At 60.1% G+C, this 17,840-nt stretch carries 18 protein-coding genes; 11 read left to right on the forward strand and 7 right to left on the reverse strand.

The features are described from left to right. Positions 1-532: 532 nt before the first annotated feature. Positions 533-1,237: a helix-turn-helix transcriptional regulator gene (locus PQR40_RS06985; RefSeq protein ID WP_408508742.1), complete on the forward strand. Its 705-nt coding sequence runs from the start codon at positions 533-535 to the stop codon at positions 1,235-1,237. Here the strand turns inward: PQR40_RS06985 and PQR40_RS06990 are convergent. After that, positions 1,221-1,538: a helix-turn-helix domain-containing protein gene (locus PQR40_RS06990; protein WP_408228533.1), complete on the reverse strand. Its 318-nt coding sequence runs from the start codon at positions 1,536-1,538 to the stop codon at positions 1,221-1,223. The genes PQR40_RS06985 and PQR40_RS06990 overlap by 17 nt on opposite strands. Before the next feature lie 154 nt (positions 1,539-1,692). Between PQR40_RS06990 and PQR40_RS06995 the strand changes: the two genes are divergently transcribed. After that, positions 1,693-2,286 carry an acyl-homoserine-lactone synthase gene (locus PQR40_RS06995; protein ID WP_408220517.1) on the forward strand — a complete coding sequence of 198 codons (594 nt, stop codon included), beginning with the start codon at positions 1,693-1,695 and terminating at the stop codon, positions 2,284-2,286. 163 nt (positions 2,287-2,449) lie between these two features. Here the strand turns inward: PQR40_RS06995 and PQR40_RS07000 are convergent, their stop codons facing one another. Then, positions 2,450-3,139 (reverse strand): FadR/GntR family transcriptional regulator, encoded by a 690-nt coding sequence (locus PQR40_RS07000; RefSeq protein WP_408228536.1) that lies wholly within the window; start codon positions 3,137-3,139, stop codon positions 2,450-2,452. 290 nt (positions 3,140-3,429) lie between these two features. Here PQR40_RS07000 and PQR40_RS07005 point away from each other — a divergent pair, with 290 nt between their 5' ends. The 3 genes from PQR40_RS07005 (at position 3,430) to PQR40_RS07015 (ending at position 6,382) form a co-directional block, all read left to right on the forward strand. Continuing rightward, complete coding sequence (locus PQR40_RS07005; RefSeq protein ID WP_408228539.1) at positions 3,430-3,897, forward strand: universal stress protein; 468 nt, start codon at positions 3,430-3,432, stop codon at positions 3,895-3,897. 383 nt (positions 3,898-4,280) lie between these two features. Beyond that, positions 4,281-4,937 carry a helix-turn-helix domain-containing protein gene (locus tag PQR40_RS07010; RefSeq protein WP_408228575.1) on the forward strand — a complete coding sequence of 219 codons (657 nt, stop codon included), beginning with the start codon at positions 4,281-4,283 and terminating at the stop codon, positions 4,935-4,937. A 131-nt stretch (positions 4,938-5,068) separates the two neighbouring features. After that, positions 5,069-6,382, forward strand: coding sequence for an SUMF1/EgtB/PvdO family nonheme iron enzyme (locus PQR40_RS07015; RefSeq protein WP_408228542.1), 1,314 nt, complete (start codon positions 5,069-5,071; stop codon positions 6,380-6,382). A gap of 110 nt (positions 6,383-6,492) precedes the next feature. Here PQR40_RS07015 and PQR40_RS07020 read toward each other — a convergent pair whose 3' ends face one another. Then, the gene (locus tag PQR40_RS07020) at positions 6,493-7,359 is read right to left on the reverse strand and encodes a LysR family transcriptional regulator (protein WP_408228545.1); all 867 of its coding nucleotides are present in this window, start codon (positions 7,357-7,359) and stop codon (positions 6,493-6,495) included. A 109-nt stretch (positions 7,360-7,468) separates the two neighbouring features. Between PQR40_RS07020 and PQR40_RS07025 the strand changes: the two genes are divergently transcribed. The 5 genes from PQR40_RS07025 to PQR40_RS07045 all read left to right on the forward strand — a co-directional run bounded on the left by PQR40_RS07025 (position 7,469) and on the right by PQR40_RS07045 (position 13,261). Then, a complete protein-coding gene (locus PQR40_RS07025) occupies positions 7,469-8,776 on the forward strand; it encodes an aspartate aminotransferase family protein (protein ID WP_408228548.1) in 1,308 nt (435 codons plus the stop codon). Positions 8,777-8,963: 187 nt separating this feature from the next. Then, positions 8,964-10,253, forward strand: coding sequence for a M20/M25/M40 family metallo-hydrolase (locus tag PQR40_RS07030; RefSeq protein ID WP_408390272.1), 1,290 nt, complete (start codon positions 8,964-8,966; stop codon positions 10,251-10,253). 98 nt (positions 10,254-10,351) lie between these two features. Further along, positions 10,352-11,662, forward strand: coding sequence for an MFS transporter (locus PQR40_RS07035; RefSeq protein WP_408390275.1), 1,311 nt, complete (start codon positions 10,352-10,354; stop codon positions 11,660-11,662). A 105-nt stretch (positions 11,663-11,767) separates the two neighbouring features. Continuing rightward, positions 11,768-12,655 (forward strand): LysR family transcriptional regulator, encoded by an 888-nt coding sequence (locus PQR40_RS07040; RefSeq protein ID WP_408390277.1) that lies wholly within the window; start codon positions 11,768-11,770, stop codon positions 12,653-12,655. 174 nt (positions 12,656-12,829) lie between these two features. Beyond that, positions 12,830-13,261: a PRC-barrel domain-containing protein gene (locus tag PQR40_RS07045; protein WP_408390280.1), complete on the forward strand. Its 432-nt coding sequence runs from the start codon at positions 12,830-12,832 to the stop codon at positions 13,259-13,261. A gap of 122 nt (positions 13,262-13,383) precedes the next feature. Here the strand turns inward: PQR40_RS07045 and PQR40_RS07050 are convergent, their stop codons facing one another. Both PQR40_RS07050 and PQR40_RS07055 read right to left on the reverse strand, forming a co-directional pair. Continuing rightward, positions 13,384-14,346, reverse strand: coding sequence for a substrate-binding domain-containing protein (locus PQR40_RS07050; RefSeq protein ID WP_408338292.1), 963 nt, complete (start codon positions 14,344-14,346; stop codon positions 13,384-13,386). Between the two features lie 59 nt (positions 14,347-14,405). Further along, positions 14,406-15,776, reverse strand: a complete 1,371-nt coding sequence (locus tag PQR40_RS07055) for a leucine-rich repeat-containing protein kinase family protein (protein ID WP_408508674.1) — start codon at positions 15,774-15,776, stop codon at positions 14,406-14,408. A gap of 213 nt (positions 15,777-15,989) precedes the next feature. On the opposite strand from PQR40_RS07055, the gene PQR40_RS07060 reads away from it, so the two are divergent. Continuing rightward, positions 15,990-16,604, forward strand: coding sequence for a methylated-DNA--[protein]-cysteine S-methyltransferase (locus tag PQR40_RS07060; protein ID WP_408236502.1), 615 nt, complete (start codon positions 15,990-15,992; stop codon positions 16,602-16,604). A gap of 25 nt (positions 16,605-16,629) precedes the next feature. Here the strand turns inward: PQR40_RS07060 and PQR40_RS07065 are convergent, their stop codons facing one another. Both PQR40_RS07065 and PQR40_RS07070 read right to left on the reverse strand, forming a co-directional pair. Further along, on the reverse strand, positions 16,630-17,136 hold the full coding sequence (locus PQR40_RS07065) for a GNAT family N-acetyltransferase (protein WP_408390292.1): 507 nt from the start codon (positions 17,134-17,136) through the stop codon (positions 16,630-16,632). Next, the gene (locus tag PQR40_RS07070; protein ID WP_408508675.1) at positions 17,133-17,711 is read right to left on the reverse strand and encodes an HD domain-containing protein; all 579 of its coding nucleotides are present in this window, start codon (positions 17,709-17,711) and stop codon (positions 17,133-17,135) included. Before PQR40_RS07070 ends, PQR40_RS07065 begins: the two co-directional genes overlap by 4 nt. Positions 17,712-17,840 lie beyond the last annotated feature (129 nt).

Below are 17,840 nucleotides of genomic sequence, written 5' to 3' on the forward strand. Positions count from 1 at the left end.
TCGGGTTCGCAAAGTTGTCAAACAACTTGGTCGCGAGTGGCGCCAGACGACCTGGCATCGAAACCGATACGAAAAAGGCGTAGTTGGCAAAGTCTTGTGGGGCGCTTTTATAGGGCAATAGAGCACGGCAGGCGGGTGATCGTGAATGGCTGAAGGGCTAAACGGAATTGCCAATCGGGTAATTAAAGTCGCTTCGCACGGAATTTCGACACGCCCGGTCATTCAGAGTGGCTTGACAATAATGTTGTCAATCAGAAGCATCAAAAACACTACCCCGAGAAAATTACCCACTTTATCGACCTGTGAATGTTAATCAAGTCGAAGAAATCCGATATAAAGAGCAATTCGTTCGCTTCTTTGCAGAACCGGCGCTGGGTCGTTTCTTTAGAAATCGCCCTCGGCATGCGAAATAATTTTTAGTGATAGATTGTGAAGATAAAAAAAGCCGGGCGGATCTCCGTACCGCAATTAACCGCAACGGGATGTTTGCGAGTCTACGAGAGCTAAATTGTCGCTACATTTTATCGAGGAGATGGCGCCGCTACTGAACGCCGCAGATGAAGCGGAATGGTTCGGTGCGATCGCGGGCCTGGCCGACACGTGGGGCTTCGACAGGCTTTTGATCGCCATGCTGCCGCGCCCGACCATTCGCCTTGAAGACGCCTATGTACGGAGCACCTACGCGCCGGCATGGCGGCGCACCTACGACGAGCAGGGGCTCGTGCACATCGACCCGACTGTCTCGCATTGCGCGACGCGCGCGACGCCCCTGATCTGGTCGCCTGACATTTTTACGACCGCACCGCAGCAATCCATGTACGAGGAAGCCCGCGCGCATGGCCTGCGCGCCGGTGTGACGTTGCCGATTCATGGACCAAACCAGGAAGCCGGCATGATGTGCTTCGTCAACGACAACAACCCGACCGAAGCATTCTGGCGTCATGTCAATGTTGCACTGCCAAATCTGGTGTTATTGCGCGATCTGGTAATCGATACCAGTCAGCGCCATTTGAATACGCACACCCAGACTTTATTGCCCAAGCTCACGCCGCGCGAACGCGAGTGTCTGAAATGGACCGCGCGCGGCAAATCCACCTGGGAAATTTCCCATATCCTGAGCTGTTCGGAAGCCGTGGTGAACTTCCACTTGAAGAACATCAGGACGAAATTCGGTGTGAATTCGCGACGCGCGGCGGCCGTGATCGCCGCGCAGTTAGGGCTTATTGACCCGGGTTGAGCAAGGCGGCGGCGTCGCGGCTGTACAGCACCCGCTCGGCCCGGCCCAGATCGGCGTCGGAAACGGTTTTGGTGAAATAGAGACCCAGCAGGATCGACACCGGAGCCGGAATCTCGGCACCCGATTCAAACCGGCTGCCACGCGACTGCGTCACGCCAAAGCGTGCCCAGAAGCGGCGCTGGCTCTCCTTCTTCTTCTTGCGGTAGCCAATGATCAGAACACGATCCACCGCCGATGACGGCTCTGCCGGGCGGATTTGGACCGAGGGTTGCGCTTGCCAGTGGTTTTCGAGAAGTTCCATTTTTGTGTCCCGTCGGTTGAGGGCTGAAGCTTGTCTCGAATTCTGCGTTATCCGATAAGCATGCACACCTATCCAGGTAGGTAGGTGGCAGAAAGATTCAAAATGCATAAGTTTTCTTGCGTATTGGGTACCCCAACACGTTCAGGAGAACGTCATGCAAACAGCGATCCGGATTGGAATGCGGCAGGAATTTGACAATGCAGACATCAACGAGATGTACCGCCTGCGGGCGCGGGTGTTTCACGGGCGGCTCGGATGGGACATCCCGACCATCGCGGGCATGGAGATCGACGGCTATGACGCCCTCGGGCCGCACTACATGCTGATCCAGGGCGACGACCGGCACGTCCGGGGCTGCTGGCGTCTGATGCCCACGGAGGGGCCGAACATGCTGAAGGACACTTTCCCGCAATTGCTGCATGGCGCGGATGCGCCGGTCGGGCGGCATATCTGGGAGCTAAGCCGGTTCGCGATCGAAACAGGCGGCGAGGAGCAGTCGTTCGGCTTTGCCGACCTGACGATGCAGGCGATTCACGAACTCGTGACGTTCGCCGACCGGATGGGCATCACGCGTTACGTCACGGTGACCACCACGCCGATCGAGCGGCTGCTGCGCAAGACCGGGATCGACATTAGCCGGCTCGGGTCGCCTCTGCAGATCGGCGTGGAACGTGCAGTGGCGCTCGATATCGCCGTCAGCCCGAAGACCCGCACCGCCCTGTTCGGGCCGATGGCTGCTGCCGCCTGACGTCCGGAAGCGAGATTGGGGCCGGGCCGTGGTTGCGGTTGCCCGGTTGCCAATTTCCCGGTCGCGGCGGGCCCGCTGCTGCGGACGGGCCACAGTCGCCCGATCGCGGCGAACGGGCCGCGGCGACCTGATGATTGCGACCCGCTGGAGCACGCGCGGAATATCAGGAACCGAACATCCGCTCGAGCGCGTTCTCAAGATGCACGCGCATCGCCCTCCTTGCAGCGGGGCCGTCCTTGCAACAGATCGCCTCGAGCACGGCCCGATGTTCGGCCTGCACGAGTCGCTGCCGCTCCACCGTCTTCACGAGCGACAGATTACGCGACAGGTTCATGCTGAACAGAATCTGTTCTTCGATGAACGACATGACCGTGACGAAAAACGGGTTCTTCGAGGCGCGCGCCACCGCCAGGTGAAACATGAAATCGTCCTGTGCGCCGATGCCTCGGGTTTCGATGATGCGTTCCAACTGATCCCACGCGTGCTGGATCGCGGCGATGTCGTCGGCGTCGGCCTTGAGCGCCGCCTGCTCCGCCGCGCCTGCTTCAGTGACAATGCGAAATTCGTAGCAGCGACGGATGTCGGACAACGTTTCGAGCGGCGCGAAACGGCGCACGTCCGGGTCCGGCCGTCGCGCGACCGTGGTGCCCGAACCGTGCCGCGTCATGATGATGCCGTCCGCGCGCAGACGCGCCAAGGCTTCGCGCACGGTCGGCCGCGACGTCGCAAAACGTTCGGCGAGCGCATGCTCGGTAGGCAGACGCTCGCCTTCCTTGTACTCGCCTTCAAGAATGCGATTGAGGATGTCGCCGTAAATCTTGTCGGGCAAACCCGTTGTTTTGCGCTCGTTCATCAGCGGTGCTGAAGCAGCTTGTCTGAGTAGGTTTTGATTGTAAGGCAAACCTGACCCTATCTTGATTTGATATATGCCCTTTGGCTTAACAGGAATGCCGCAAACGCTTGCTGTACGGTGCCTGCCGTGTAAAGCACCGCCATCACAAAATTTGACAAGTGTTTGATTTACATCCTGCCTGGATGCACTGTTTTCAGCGATCATTTAAGCTCGCATTGGTAATAAATCGTCAATGAGCCCGGCCGGGTGCGACGGCCGCGGTATCCGAATCCTTCAGACGCGGAGTCGATATGTACACACGCATCCTTGTAGCGGTCGATGGCAGCAACACCTCGCGCCGTGCATTCGAAGCAGCGCTCGCGCTCGCGAAATCCACCGGCGCCGTCATGCAGCCGCTCTACGTCGTCGAAAACACGCCGATGTATTTCGAAGCGCCCGGCTACGACCCATCCATTCTGCGTACCCGCCTGATCGAAGAGGGCAAGGAGCTCGGCGCGGAATTCGCCCTGGCCATGGCGGCTCAAGGCGTCAAAGGGGAGCTCGCCGTGGGCGAAGCCTCCTCGCTCGACGACGTTTCGGTGGTGGTGCTAAAAGCTGCCGCCGACTTCAACGCCGATCTGCTGGTGATGGGTACGCATGGCCGGCGTGGTTTTCAGCGCCTGATTCTCGGCAGTGTCGCAGAACGCTGTGTGCGTCAGGCGAGCTTGCCCGTACTGCTGATCCCGTCCGCGGCGGGCAAGGCAAGTGAAGAGGCCTGAACGCTGGGTGACGCGTGTTGCAACTGCGTGTGCCTGCCGCATTGAGGCGGCACGCGCAGAGCCCTATCTCCAAAATGCGAGCCCCGCACGCTCCATACGATGCATAGCAGTCCATAACCACAAGCAGAAACGGCAGGGTGACATCGCTCAAGATGCCTGACTGCGGGAACGCGTCATTTTGTCGCTAAACAGGGAACATGGGCGGTGGGACAATCAGTTGTTACCCTGACAAATGGCTGCAGAACATGCTTACTCCTACCGCAGTGACTCACTCCGCCGGCGCCGCCGATTCCACTCCGAATTCGTCACTGGCGCGTGGCGGCCGTCGTGCCGCGCCGGTGAGAGCAACCGCGCGCACTGCGGCTCGCTGTTCGAGCTGTTCGATGCGGGCGCTCTGCATGCCACAAGGTCTGTCGCCTGACGAACTAACCAAACTCGAAGCGCTCATTTGCAGCGCGCGCTCGGTGCAGCGCGGCGAAGCGCTGTATCGCAGCGGCGACCGCTTCGACAATATTTACGCCGTGCGTTCCGGCTCCCTGAAAACCGTCATGGCGCACCGTGACGGACGCGAGCAGGTCACCGGGCTGCGCCTCGCCGGTGAAGCACTCGGACTCGACGGCATCAGTGAAGACCTGCATGCATGCAGCGCCGTCGCCCTTGAAGACAGTACCGTTTGTATCGTCCCCTACCCCGCTCTCAAATCGCTGTGCCGCGAAATCAGCTCGATGCAGGACCGTCTGCACAAACTGCTGGGCGAGCAGATCGTCCGCGAAGCTGGGCAAATGATGGTGCTCGGCTCACTTTCAGCGGACGAACGCGTGGCGGCATTTCTGCTCGACGTGTCGGAGCGCAACGCGCAACGCGGCTATTCATCGGCGGAATTCAACCTGCGCATGACACGCGAGGATATGGGCAGTTACCTCGGCATGACGCTCGAAACCGTGAGCCGCACCCTGTCAAGATTTCAAAAGCGCGGCCTGATCGACACACAGGGCAAACATATCCGGATCGTCGATCTGGAAGGCTTGCAGAAGGTCTAAGCCGCACGCGCCGGACCTGGCCCGCGCAGCCACGTCCCCGTCCAGCTTTTTTTTAGCGCGCATTCGCCTTGGCACGGCTCCTGCGAGCAGGTACAGTCTTTAGTCCGTCCCCCGCAAGGAGACCCGGCGAAATGAATCGCGACCCCGCCCCGCATCACCCGCTCGTCCAGCGTCTGATCGACGCGCGTCAAGTGTCCGACGCCCTGTTTTCCATTGTCAAACCCGAATTTCTGTATGAACGGCCGATCCGTGAGCGCCACCGGATCGTGTTTTACGTCGGCCATCTGGAAGCTTTCGACCGTAATCTTTTCGATCAACGCCTGTGCGATCTGCCGGCATTCGATCCACACCTCGATCAGCTCTTTGCTTTCGGTATCGATCCCGTCGACGGCGGTTTTCCGACCGATCAACCCGGTGACTGGCCGTCGCTCGACGCCGTGCACGGCTACGCGCGGAGCGCCCGCGAGCAGATCGACCGCGAGCTCGACGCGCTGAGCGACGCGGCGCGTGTCGGCCGCGAAGGTGCCCAGGCTGACGCGTCCGAGCAGTTGCTGAACGTCGCGATCGAGCATCGGCTGATGCATGCGGAAACGCTCGCGTACATGCTGCATCAGTTGCCGCTTGCGCAGAAAGTCAGCGAGTTGCGGGAGCCGGTGCTCACGGGTCCTGAACGAGCCGTGTCGTTATCGACGATGGTCAGCGTGCCGGCTGGCGCAACGGTGCTCGGCATGTCGCGCGAAAGTGGCCGTTTCGGTTGGGACAACGAGTTCGGCGAAATGCGCGTCGACGTGCCGGCGTTCGAGATCGACCGCCACATGGTGACGAACGGCGAATTTCGCGCGTTCGTCGAAGCAGGCGGCTATCGCGAACCGAAGTGGTGGACGGCCAGGGATTGGGCCTGGAAGGAAGCCGAACATATCGCGTACCCCGCCTGCTGGTCGCAGCAGAACGGAAGCGATCAGGTCAGCGCATGGACGCTGCGCACGATGTTCGACGAAGTGCCACTACCGCTCGACTGGCCGGCGTATGTGAGTCACGCCGAAGCCAGCGCCTACGCGCGCTGGGCCGGCAAAACGCTCCCCAGCGAAGCACAATGGCAGCGCGCGGCGCACGGCGCACCGCACGCAATGTCAGGCAATTTCGATTTTCGCAACTGGGATCCGCAACCGGTCGACGTGCATCCTGATAACGTCAGCGCGTTCGGCGTGGAAGGTCAATTCGGCAATGGCTGGGAGTGGACCTCCACGGTGTTCGACGCGCTGCCGGGATTTGAAGCGTTTCCGTTTTATCCGGGCTACTCCGCCAACTTTTTCGACGGGCAGCATTATGTGATCAAAGGTGGCTCGGCGCGCACTGCGCAATGCATGCTGCGGCCGACTTTCCGGAACTGGTTTCAGCCGCATTATCAGTATGTGTATGCGGGGTTCCGGTGTGTGCGGGCGTGACGGATATCCAGATGTAGACGAGAGGAACCACAGAAAAGCCGGCTAGATTCTGTCATCAGTGCGCGGTTGAAATTGCTGACGCCGATGTGCCGAACCTGATGAGGCTAACTTCAAAGCGGCGGCATCGTTCTCAAGGTGCGGGTCATGAGGTCCTTCACACTCTCCACAAGAAGCGATTCGGCCACACCTGTGGACGAAACGACCGCAATGCCAACACGGGGAAGCGGCGGGAGCATTTCACCAACGGGCACGATCCGCAAATCCGCGGGAACAGCACCTCTCGTCAGCACGGCGACAGCAATGCCCGCCCTCACGATTGCCAGCAGACCATCCTTGCTGACACTCTCATAAGCCACGCGGTAACTGATGTTGGCGCATTCGAGCACACGCCGCGCCGCCTGATGGTCCAGCGTTTCGGGAACCGACAGCGCGATTTGAAGCGGGCCATCGCTTGGCGGATAGAAGTCTTGCGACGCGATCCACACCAGGTCCTCCCATCGAATCACCCGCTCCAGGTTCCCCTCCGGCACGAGCGACACCAAGGCCACATCGACACGGCGTGCGTCGAGCATCTTCTCGAGCAAAGGTGTAGGTGCACAGACGACTTCCAGCGCGACCCGCGGATGCTGCGTCGCTATCGCGTGAAGCACGACCGGGAGAAACTCGGTGCAATAATCCTCGGGACATCCGAGTCGAACCGAACCGATGAGCCCACGACCGCTCACGTCGACCAGCGCCTCGTCGTATGCCCGCAGCAGCCTTCGTGCGTGCGACAGCAGCCGATCGCCGCGCGACGTCAATTCCACGCCGCGTGCGGTACGCATTAGCACCGCGCCATCGACAACCTCTTCGATCCTCTTGAGTTGCATACTGATCGCGGATTGCGTGCGGCCAACTTCTGCCGCCGCGCGCGTGAGCGATCCGGCGTCCGCTATCGCGACGAACGTCCTGAGCAAATCGAAATCCAGCTGCGACATGGGCATCAACTCCTTGAATGGCAGGCATCACAACTTTTCGTTTCCCCCAGCCGGCGCGATTCGCTTACATTGAGTTTCGGCACCCCCGCCCGTCACTCTGGACACCGTCATGTCAGCACAAACCGATCGCGATTTCTGGTCAAACGCTCAGCGGCACCTGATCCGCTACGGTGGTGCATTCTCGCCCGTCATAATCGAGCGGGCCAGCGGCAGCCATGTTTACGACTCCAGTGGCCGCGCGATACTCGACTTCACCTCTGGACAGATGAGTGCCGTGCTAGGCCACTCTCATCCAGAAATCGCTGAAGTCATCGCCGAAAGCGCACGTAACCTCACTCACCTTTTCAGCGGGATGCTCTCGCGCCCGGTGGTGGATCTGGCAAGCCGCCTCGCGGCCATTGCGCCGGCGGGACTCGAACGTTCCTTGCTGCTCAGCACCGGTGGAGAAGCCAACGAAGCAGCGATCAAGATGGCAAAGCTCGTGACCGGCCGGCACGAAATCATCAGCTTCGCGCAATCATGGCACGGCATGACGAGCGGCGCAGCTTCGGCCACCTACAGCGCCGGTCGCAAGGGTTACGGTCCCGCCGCCGTGGGGTCTTTTGCCATTCCGGCGCCCTATCCGTACCGGCCACGATTCGAACGCAACGGTACGTATGACTGGGCGGCTGAACTCGACTATGCATTCGACCTGATCGACAGGCAGTCTTGCGGCAGCCTCGCAGCGTTCATCGCCGAGCCGATCCTGAGTTCGGGTGGCCTGATCGATCTGCCGCAAGGATATATGCGAGCGCTAAAGGCGAAATGTGCCGAGCGCGGCATGCTCCTGATCGTGGACGAAGCTCAAACCGGCATGGGAAGAACCGGAACCATGTTCGCGTGTGAGCGTGACGGTGTGGTGCCCGACATCCTGACCTTATCCAAAACACTTGGTGCCGGTCTTCCACTCGCTGCCGTGCTGACAACCCAGGACATCGAGAATCAGGCACACGAACGGGGGTTCCTCTTCTATACGACGCACGTGTCGGATCCGATGCCGGCCGCTGTCGGCCTCAAGGTCATCGAAATCATCGAGCGGGATGGTCTGGTCCAGCGCGCCGGGAAAATCGGTGCCCGGTTGCGAGAGGGTCTGGAGACGCTTCAAAGCCGCTTCGAATGTATTGGCGATGTGCGCGGACGTGGGTTGATGCTCGGGATCGAAATCGTCGGCAACAGATCAACGAAAACAGCGGCCCCGGCTCTTTCCGCTGCAATCACGCGTCGCTGCCTCGAACTCGGCTTGCACATGAATATTGTTCAGTTGCCGGGATTTGGGGACGTCTTCCGCCTTGCTCCACCGCTGACGATTGCCGAGGCTGAGGTCGATCGGGGGCTATCGATCATCGAGCAGGCTATCGAGGAAAGCGTGCGCGTGTGATCGCAATGCCAGGTTGCGTCCGGCATGACGGCGCATCAACGACCCTAACCGGGTACCACCGATTAACTTTTACTTATACCGTCACGTTTTTGGCTGATTAGACGCGAATAAATCGGCTACTGACTATCGGATCAATGGCGCTGCCAGCCCACCGGCTCGCAGCGCGCCAATCCGATGGAGGTCAGAAATGGTAGCCGATGTCCTAGTCTCAGGCGATGCCGGGATTGCCCACTTGCGTCACGCCCTCCGGGATGCCGCATCCCGATCCAGTCATCAGATCGTCGATCTCGCACGCACCCTGGTTGCCGTTCCCAGCGCCTACCCACCGGGCGATACGCATGCAGTCGCCGACAGGATCGAAGCGATGTTCGAAGGCTCCGGCGCGGAAGTCGAGCGATTCGGCACGCTCCCGCATGTCATGAACCTCGTGGTGCGCGTGCGTGGTGCGCGCCCCGGGCGTCGGCTGGTTTTCAACGGCCACCTGGACACCTTCCCGCTCGTCAACGCCCAACAATGGTCGGCCGATCCAAACGGTGAGGAGCGCGACGGGAAGCTCTACGGATTGGGCGTATCGGACATGAAGGGGGGCGTCGCCGCCATCGTGTTCGCCTTGCGTCAGCTCGCCGCTCTGCGCGATTCATTCGCGGGCGAAGTCATCGCCACCTTCGCCGGCGATGAAGAAAGCATGGGCACGGAAGGCACCGGCTATCTGTTGAATCATGTTCCGCACGCAGCCGGCGACGCGATGATCAGCGCCGACACCGGATCGCCCAATGTGCTGCGCTTCGGCGAGAAAGGCATGATCTGGCTGCGTCTCGATGCAACCGGCAAGTCGGCACACGCGGCCCATGTACACAAGGGCGACAGCGCAATCGAGAAACTTCTCGACGCAATCCAGCAACTCAAAACGGTGCGCGACTATCCCGTGAACGCGCCGGCTGAAGTGCTGGCAGCCATCGCCCGTTCGAGCGAGACATCCGAGCTTATCTCCGGCGCTGGAGAAAGCGATGTCTTGCGACAGGTCACCATCACCTTCGGTACGGTCAGCGGCGGACGTCTGTCGAATCTGATCGCGGACCACGCCACCGCTACCGCCGATATCCGGTTGCCAGTCGGCGTTTCGGTCGCGGAAATCGAAAGCCGCATCGAGGAAATCGTTGCGCGTCATCCGGGCGTCTCGCTGGAAATCACACGGCGTTACGAACCGAGTTGGACCGCGCCCGATCACGAAATCATTCAAACGCTCAGCCGTCATTGCACTGCGAAGCTCGGCACGCAGCCGGTCGTCAACATGCGTGTCGGCGCCTCCGATGCACGGCTCTACCGGCAACACGGTGTCCCCACCGTGGTCTGCGGCTTGACGTCCTACAACATGGGCTCATCCGACGAGCACGTGTACATCGACGAATTGCGCGCGCTTGGTGAAATCTTCGCTCTCACTGCTTTCGACTACCTGAGCGCACCCGCTGGCCTTTAAATCCGCCCGCGTCTGTCACGACCTCATTGCCCTCGCCGCCGGAATGCGCCGCCGATGCAGCGCCGCCCTACGCTCCTCGCATCGGAAAAGGAAATATCATGTCCAGCGATAAAGTTCTAAGTCCTGAGCAACGCAGAAAATTTCGACGCATCCTGGCCTCCGCGCTGGTGGGCAACATGCTCGAGTTCTACGACCTGTTCGTCTACGGCTTTCTGGCTGTCGTCATTGCCAGGGCTTTCTTCCCGACAGGCGACGCCTACACGTCGATGCTCGCCGCTGCCGCGACCTTCGGCGTCAGCTATTTCATCCGGCCGCTCGGCGCGATGGCGATCGGCGCATACAGCGACAGGCACGGCCGCAAAGCCGGCATGATGCTCACCATCTGGCTGATGGGCATCGGCACGCTCGTGATCGCCTGCGCGCCCACTTACGCGACATTCGGCGTCATCGGTACGGCAATCCTCGTGCTCGGCAAAGTCCTGCAGGGTTTCTCCGCGGGTGGCGAGTTCGGCTCGACCGTCTCCTTCGTCACAGAGCACGCACCGAAGGGAGTGAAAGGGTACTTCGCGAGTTATCAGGTGGTCGGCATTGGCCTTGCCACGGGCCTCGCGAGTATCGTCGGGCTCGGTGTAAACAGGCTGATGACCCCGGACACGCTGGCGTCGTGGGGCTGGCGTGTGCCGTTTCTGATCGGCCTCGCGATCGTGCCGTTCGGCTACTGGATTCGCCGGCGCGTCGACGAAACGCCCGAATTCGAGGCATCCGCTCACGAACGCAATCCAATCCGCGATACGTTCGCGACGGCCAAAGCGCGGATCGCCGCGGCTATCGGCCTGTATTCACTCGCCGCTTCGACGAACTATCTGCTGGGCGTCTTCATTCCGCTGTACGCACAGAAGGTGTTGGGAATGAGCCCTGTCGATTCGATGTGGGGCGCGATTGGCTATTCGGTCGCACAGATCGTATTGCCGCCGGTCTTCGGCGCACTGTCGGATCGTATTGGCCGGCTTGCGCTCATCACGACGGGCACGCTGCTTACCATCGTCCTGACGATTCCTGCGTTTCACCTGATGGTCGCGTCCCCCACAGTCGGCGTCTATGTTTTCTGCGTTACCGGGCTAACGGCGTGCGTCATGGTGTTCCAGGGCGCAATGCCGGCGTTCGTCGCGGAACTGTTTCCACATAGCACGCGGACCACCAGCATCGCGCTTGTCCATAACCTGACTTTCGCCGTGTTCGGCGGTTTATCGCTGATGATCTGCACGTGGATTGCAAACGAAACGGGCAGCAAGTTCGTGCCCGCTTATTACGTTATGGTCACTGCCGTGATCGCGCTGGTCTGCATTCTTTACTTTCGCAAGCGGACATACCCTGCTTCTGCTCACGAGAACGTGCTGAAAAACGCGTGACGGCAAAGATTGTCTGCGTCCCGTTTTTTGACTTGCCGGATCGCTCGCCCCTTGCGCTTTAGAATCTGCTGAATCCGGCGAAAGTCGACATTCGACGAGCATCCAATGAGACTCAGGCACATTGAAGTAGTGAACGCGATCCGAGTGACCGGCACGCTCAAGGCCGCGGCCGCGCTCCTGTCGCTCACCCAGCCGGCGATCACGCAAACGCTGCAGAGTGCGGAGCGCCAGCTTGGCTATCCGCTGTTCGAACGGGTCCGTGGCAAGCTGATTCCGACTCGCGAGGCGCAAACGCTGTTTCCGGAGATCACGCGACTGGATGAACAGTTGCAGGCGGTTCAAAGGCTCGCGGAAAACCTGCGCGGCGGAACCGATGAATCTTCGATCCGCATTCTGGCCGCCCCGGCCATGGCGCAGACAGTCGTGGCGGACGCGGCACTCGCATTCAAGGCGTTGCATCCGGATGTCAAGCTGTCCATTCGCTCGGATTACTCGGCAACAGCGGTCGCCAATATCGCCCTGATGGAAGCGGATATCGGTGTCCTCTATCACAGCGTCTCTCATCCTGCCATTAAGGAGATCGAACTGGCGTCGAGCCGGCTCGTCTGCGTGGGTCATCCGGACGTCCTCGACGAGGCGCCCTTCATGGAAATCAGCGAGCTCGAAGGCCGCGAGATCATTGGACCGGATCCGGCCGATCCACTCGGACGGCTACTGGCGAAACGACTCGAAGAACTCTCGATCACGGTCCGCACGAGCGTCACCGCACAGTCGTATCACTCCCTCGTAGCGCTCGCGGCACGTTCGAAAGTCGTGACCATCGTCGACGAAATCGCTGCGCTTTCCGCACGCGCTCAGGGACTGAATGTAGTGCTACTTGCGCCGGAGATCGCGATTCCAGTCGTCGCGAGCGTGGCCATTAACGGCGAGCGGTCAGCGTTGGTCGAACAGTTTATGCAAGTGTGCAGGACTACGTTTCGCACGTTCGGATGAACCGGCGCCACGCGAAATAGTCACACAGCCGATTCCTGTGTGGGATGTGGTGACTTCGCGCCGTACGGCGGCCCACTGGCTGTTAAGCCGTTTATGCATCGCCCGGGCACGTCACTTGCTACCACTTATTCCTGGTACGAGGCTTATTGCTCGACAGACAACCAGGAGCCGAAAATGAAAGTAAAAACACTGATCTGCGCCGCCGCTCTCGCCGCTATCTGCGCCTCGCAGGGCGCCACCGCTCAGGTCGCCGGGCTGCAGCCGCTCGGCGGCACGGTTGAGCAGACCAACGCGCTGTTAAAAGGCTGGAGTGTGCGCCGCGCGCTTATCGACGAACCGGTCTACAACGATCTCAACGACAAAATCGGCAGCATCTACGATGTGATTATCTCGCCGGATCGTAAGGCAACCTACGCGGTCGTGTCGGTTGGCGGCTTCCTCGGCATGGGCAAGCATTACGTGGCGATTTCGGTCGATCACTTCGAGATCCGTGACGGCAATCTTTTCCTCGCCGGGGCGACGAAGGACGCGCTGAAGTCCGTGCCGGAATTCGAGTACAACAAGCTCGAAAAGGCGACCAAGCCGCACAAGGTCAAGGTGGATTAAATCATGCGATGGGCAGCGGCAGTCTTCGACACGCAGCGCAGGCGAGCAAAACCGCTCGCCTGCCGTCTAACAGGCCTAACCCGTCTAACCCGTGACGTTCAGAACGACATGTATCTCGTACGTCAATGATTCACGCTCGTCACCAATTGCAATGGCGTCTCTATCACTCGCGACAATTCGCTCTGCTTTCTCTGCTCAGTGACTGCCTTCAACGCCACATCAATGCCAAACACGGCTTGCCGCTCGGCAAACTGGTTCATCGTCGCGAGTACGCGCCCGTCGGCGAGCAGCGGCTTGATCGCATCGCTGTCGTTATACCCGGTGACATAAACACCGCCGGTTCTCCCGGCATCGCGGACAGCATCCACCGCCCCCATTGCCATATTGTCGTTGCCGCACACCAACGCACGGATTTGCGGATAATCCGCTAGCATTTTCGACGCAACGTCCCGTCCTTTCCCATAGTCCCAGTCGCCGGCTTGTATGGCGACGATCTTCATGCCGGCCGCGTTCATCGCGTCTTTGCTGCCGGCCGTGCGTTGCTGCGCATTGCGGTCGGCGGAACTACCTTCGACGATCCCGACCTGGTCGCCCGCCTTGAGCCGGCCTGCAAGATAATCGCCCACCTGCTTCGCGCCCTTACGGTTATTCGGGCCGACGAAAGGCACGGAGATGTGGGCGGCGTCCTGCAACGCCCCATCGAGCGGGTTGTCGATGGTGATCATGATGATGCCGGCCTTGATCCCACGCGCCACGACCGCGGTTAGCGCCTTCGAATCGGTCGGTGCGATGACGATCGCATTCATTCTGGCCTTGATCAACTCATCCACCATCCGGATCTGCGCGGCAGTATTACCCTCCGTTGCCGTTCCGCGAATGGTCAAGTCGAATTGCGATGCATAGTGCTTCTGATAATTCTGCGCAGCATTCGCCATCGCCACCGTGAACGGATCAGCCATCGACTTCAGCACGAGGGCGATCTTCAGCTTGCCACCCTGCATTGCATCGACACGAGTCGCACCTGTCAGGCCTGCCGCAGCAAGTGTGCCGGCAATCAGCACGCGGCGGCGCATCTTCTGCGTCATTGATTTTCGCTCCTTAGACCACACGGACGAATGGCTGCATTGTGTTTACACAAAACGGATCAACCCGCGGCCAACGTTGCTGCGTCCCGATCGCCACGGCCCGTTAGCTGCCGCAAAACAGCGGCGATTTCGTCGAACAACGGCCGGTTGCCAATATCGTCGCGCAGACAATTCTCTTTCAACGCCACCAGCTTCGCGGCGATGTCCACGTCCGAATCCAGCCAGTCGCATCGATCGATCAACTCCTCGAGCAGACAACCATACGCTCTGACTTCGAGGCGCTGCAGTGCAGTGCTAGCGTCTCGATCACCAGTAGCGTAGAAAGACGCCGCACCAAAGTCGCCTAGCAACGCGCGCCCCTGCCCTCCGTGCAGAATATTGTGTGCGTATAGATCCCCATGCATCACACCTTGTCGATGCAGGTGACACGCCGCCGACGCCACGCCGTATGCAATGCCTAACACCGAAGCCGACGCGAAGCGCGTGTCTGTACCGTAGACGTCACGCGTGCATGACTCGAGGCTCGGTGGTCCGGCAAGGTTCGTAAATTGCGGATCGATCAGTTCCATCACCAGGCCATGTGCGTCTGCCGGATGGTCCTTCACTTTGCCCACCACCGGAATCAGATTCGGATGATCGCCGGCACGAATGCAGGCCGCCATCTCGCAGTCCGGCAATCCATCGCTCGTTACCGCGCCTTTGAACAACTTGACGGCCACAGGCCGGCTCGCGTCGTCATGACGGGCGAGAAGCGCCGCACGATAGATGACACCGGACGCCCCCTCACCTAGCTGCTGTTCGAGTTTCAACGCGTCCCATTGAATATCGGTAGTCGGTGTATCGATCAGTGCCGCCGTCTCCAGCGCTTCGCTGAACGGATTGCCGGCGAAAGCCAGCCAGGAAAGCCGTGGCAGGCGCAGCAACCACGCAGGCAGTCCGCTGAGTTGGTTCGCCGCGAGACGCAGCAGTTCGAGCCGCGAGCAGGCGGCTAATTCCTCGGGCAATGTACGCAACCGGTTACCGGCAAGCATCAGCTTCTGAAGTTGCATGCAGGCGCCGATTTCCGGCGGCAGTGCTTCGATCTCGTTGTCGGTGAGGATCAGCCAGCGCAGCAGCGGTGGCAAGGATTTCCCCGAAACCTTGCGGATGCGGTTTGCCTTGAAGCCAACCATGCTCAGTTGCGCGCACTGCCCGAGAACTTCCGGCAATTCTGTGAACGGGTTGTCAGAAGCAAAGATGACACGCAGCTTGCTGAGCCGTGGAAAGTCGTCGGGCAGCGTCGAAAGCGCATTGCCCGAGAGATCGAGAATTTCAAGCGTGTCGGCCAGATCGAAAATCTCACGGGGAAATTCGCTCAGTCCGCACGCCAGTTTGAGTCGGCGCGTCCCCGCCAGTTGTCCGGCCCGCAGTTGTTCGAGGGTGGTTGTCACAGTTGTAGAGAAGCGTTCCGGTTACCGGTGAGCGATGTGTCAAGGGTATCAATTCTACTGAGTCGCCAGCCGCGCGCGGAATTGGATAGCAAGATCCGGCGTGACCTCAGCGAAGGCGAGGGTTAAGCTGTCAGGTATCGGAGCCATGGCACAGCGAGTTCGCAGCCTCGCCTTAAGCCATCTCAGCCTCCAGCTAGCAAGGAACCAGGCAAAGTGACTTACGCATACAGGTTAATGAATTCTCCCGTCGGCGAGCTAAAGCTCGTTGCAAACGGCAGTCGGCTTGCCGCGATTCTGTGGGAAAACGACAAGCCGAATCGGGTGCGTCTGCCGGAGATGGTCGAAGCGGATGATCGCCCAATCCTGCTCGAAACCGAGCGGCAGTTGAACGAATATTTTGCAGGGACGAGAGACCGGTTCGATCTTGAACTCGACTTCCGGGGAACGGACTTCCAGAAGAAGGTTTGGGCCGCGCTCCTGACGATTCCGTTCGGCGAGACGCGCAGCTATTCCGACATCGCTACGCAAATCGGCAACATCAACGCGGTGCGGGCTGTGGGCGCGGCGAACGGCAGGAATCCGATCTCGATCGTGGCGCCGTGTCATCGGGTAATCGGCGCGTCGGGCGATCTGACCGGCTTTGCCGGCGGACTGGCAAACAAGATGTTTCTTCTGTCGCTCGAAGCTGGGCAGACTTCGCTGGAAGCGGCCGCGGATTCGGCTGCGCCTTCAGCCACCGCGCCGGAAACGATCGGCCGGGCAGCGCCGGCGAAATCACCACGTCCGGCGCCCAGCCGTGGGACGCAGACCTCGTTGTTCGGCAACTGACCCCTATGAGGCCGCTGCGGTGGCCTCATTCGGTGGCGTTGAATGCCTCGTGATAGGTCACATTGCCCGCAAGCCAGGCGCCGCCGAGTGAAATAGCCTGAAAATACTCGGGAGGCACACCCGGGAGTACCAGGTGAGGCGTGGTCGTGAAGCCGAAGCGCCCATAGTAGGCAGGGTCGCCGAGAACCACGCATCCACCGGCACCCAGACGCCGCAATTCGGACAGTGCCCACTCCATCAGTTGCAATCCGATGCGCTGCCCTTGATAGCCTGGCAACACCGAAATCGGGCCCAAACCGTACCAGCCCGTTGCACCGTCCGAGATGGCTACCGGCGACAGCGCAACATGCCCGACGATCTCGCCCTCATCTTGCGCGACCAGTGAAATCGACAGTTGCCCTGCGCGTCGTAAGGCATTCACGATGAAGTACTCAGCACCGTTCGTATGCGGCGCATTCTCGAAAGCGGCGATAGTGAGTTGCTCGATCGCCAGAGCATCGGTGGGTAATTCCGGCCGTACATTGAGTGTCACGCCGCGGGATTCTTTTGCATGTTGCGGCGGGTCTCGTCGTCGAGCATCTCGCGAAGCGCCTTGAACAAGGCCGTTGCGTCCGTGTACTTCCTGCCGTATCCGAGATTGAATTCGTAATCGAAATTCTCGGGGTTTTTCCCTTGATTGTGCTGAAGCAGCGTTTCAAGCTTATCCAGTGCCTTAACGGCCCTGGCCTCCGGCGAGGCGGCGCTCTCGTACTCATCCCATAGCGACAGGATGTTATCCCGGGTCGATTCGTCCAGCGTGTGAGCCAGTGTCACCAGATCACGCCGCTCCTGTTCGCTCTTGTTCGAAATCGCAAGCTGTTCAATCGCGGGAATGTCGCCATGAAGCGCTTCGCCCAGATCGTGGATCACGCACATCTTCAGAACCCTGACGAAATCCAGATCGCCCAATTCGTCTTCGAAGGTGATGGCCATCAGACACAAGCGCCAACTGTGTTCCGCCGTGCTCTCGTTGCGGCCCGACGAGGTATGCGCACTTCTCAGCACGTCTTTGAGTTTTTCCGCTTCGCGCAGAAACTCGAGTTTCCCTTCCAGATTTTTGTTGCTCATGTGCGTTTCTCCGACGGTCCCCTATGCAGCCCATCCGGTCGACTTAACGAACTGGATTGGCATCATTTCCCGGTGCCGATCGTACCGGCATGGCGTCCGGCAGTACACGCATAAGATATGCGCGCCGCG

The sequence above is a fragment of the Paraburkholderia sediminicola genome (assembly GCF_046026855.1).
Classification (GTDB): domain Bacteria; phylum Pseudomonadota; class Gammaproteobacteria; order Burkholderiales; family Burkholderiaceae; genus Paraburkholderia; species Paraburkholderia sediminicola_A.

What these genes read in the sequence shown, in the direction of transcription:
- PQR40_RS07025 (WP_408228548.1), top strand. Translation starts at nt 7,469, where the DNA reads ATGTCAGCACAAACCGATCGCGATTTCTGGTCAAACGCTCAGCGGCAC.
- PQR40_RS07005 (WP_408228539.1), top strand. Translation starts at nt 3,430, where the DNA reads ATGTACACACGCATCCTTGTAGCGGTCGATGGCAGCAACACCTCGCGC.
- PQR40_RS06995 (WP_408220517.1), top strand. Translation starts at nt 1,693, where the DNA reads ATGCAAACAGCGATCCGGATTGGAATGCGGCAGGAATTTGACAATGCA.
- PQR40_RS06985 (WP_408508742.1), top strand. Translation starts at nt 533, where the DNA reads ATGGCGCCGCTACTGAACGCCGCAGATGAAGCGGAATGGTTCGGTGCG.
- PQR40_RS07020 (WP_408228545.1), bottom strand. Translation starts at nt 7,359, where the DNA reads ATGTCGCAGCTGGATTTCGATTTGCTCAGGACGTTCGTCGCGATAGCG.
- PQR40_RS06990 (WP_408228533.1), bottom strand. Translation starts at nt 1,538, where the DNA reads ATGGAACTTCTCGAAAACCACTGGCAAGCGCAACCCTCGGTCCAAATC.
- PQR40_RS07030 (WP_408390272.1), top strand. Translation starts at nt 8,964, where the DNA reads ATGGTAGCCGATGTCCTAGTCTCAGGCGATGCCGGGATTGCCCACTTG.
- PQR40_RS07045 (WP_408390280.1), top strand. Translation starts at nt 12,830, where the DNA reads ATGAAAGTAAAAACACTGATCTGCGCCGCCGCTCTCGCCGCTATCTGC.
- PQR40_RS07000 (WP_408228536.1), bottom strand. Translation starts at nt 3,139, where the DNA reads ATGAACGAGCGCAAAACAACGGGTTTGCCCGACAAGATTTACGGCGAC.
- PQR40_RS07035 (WP_408390275.1), top strand. Translation starts at nt 10,352, where the DNA reads ATGTCCAGCGATAAAGTTCTAAGTCCTGAGCAACGCAGAAAATTTCGA.
- PQR40_RS07040 (WP_408390277.1), top strand. Translation starts at nt 11,768, where the DNA reads ATGAGACTCAGGCACATTGAAGTAGTGAACGCGATCCGAGTGACCGGC.
- PQR40_RS07050 (WP_408338292.1), bottom strand. Translation starts at nt 14,346, where the DNA reads ATGACGCAGAAGATGCGCCGCCGCGTGCTGATTGCCGGCACACTTGCT.
- PQR40_RS07010 (WP_408228575.1), top strand. Translation starts at nt 4,281, where the DNA reads ATGCGGGCGCTCTGCATGCCACAAGGTCTGTCGCCTGACGAACTAACC.
- PQR40_RS07070 (WP_408508675.1), bottom strand. Translation starts at nt 17,711, where the DNA reads ATGAGCAACAAAAATCTGGAAGGGAAACTCGAGTTTCTGCGCGAAGCG.
- PQR40_RS07015 (WP_408228542.1), top strand. Translation starts at nt 5,069, where the DNA reads ATGAATCGCGACCCCGCCCCGCATCACCCGCTCGTCCAGCGTCTGATC.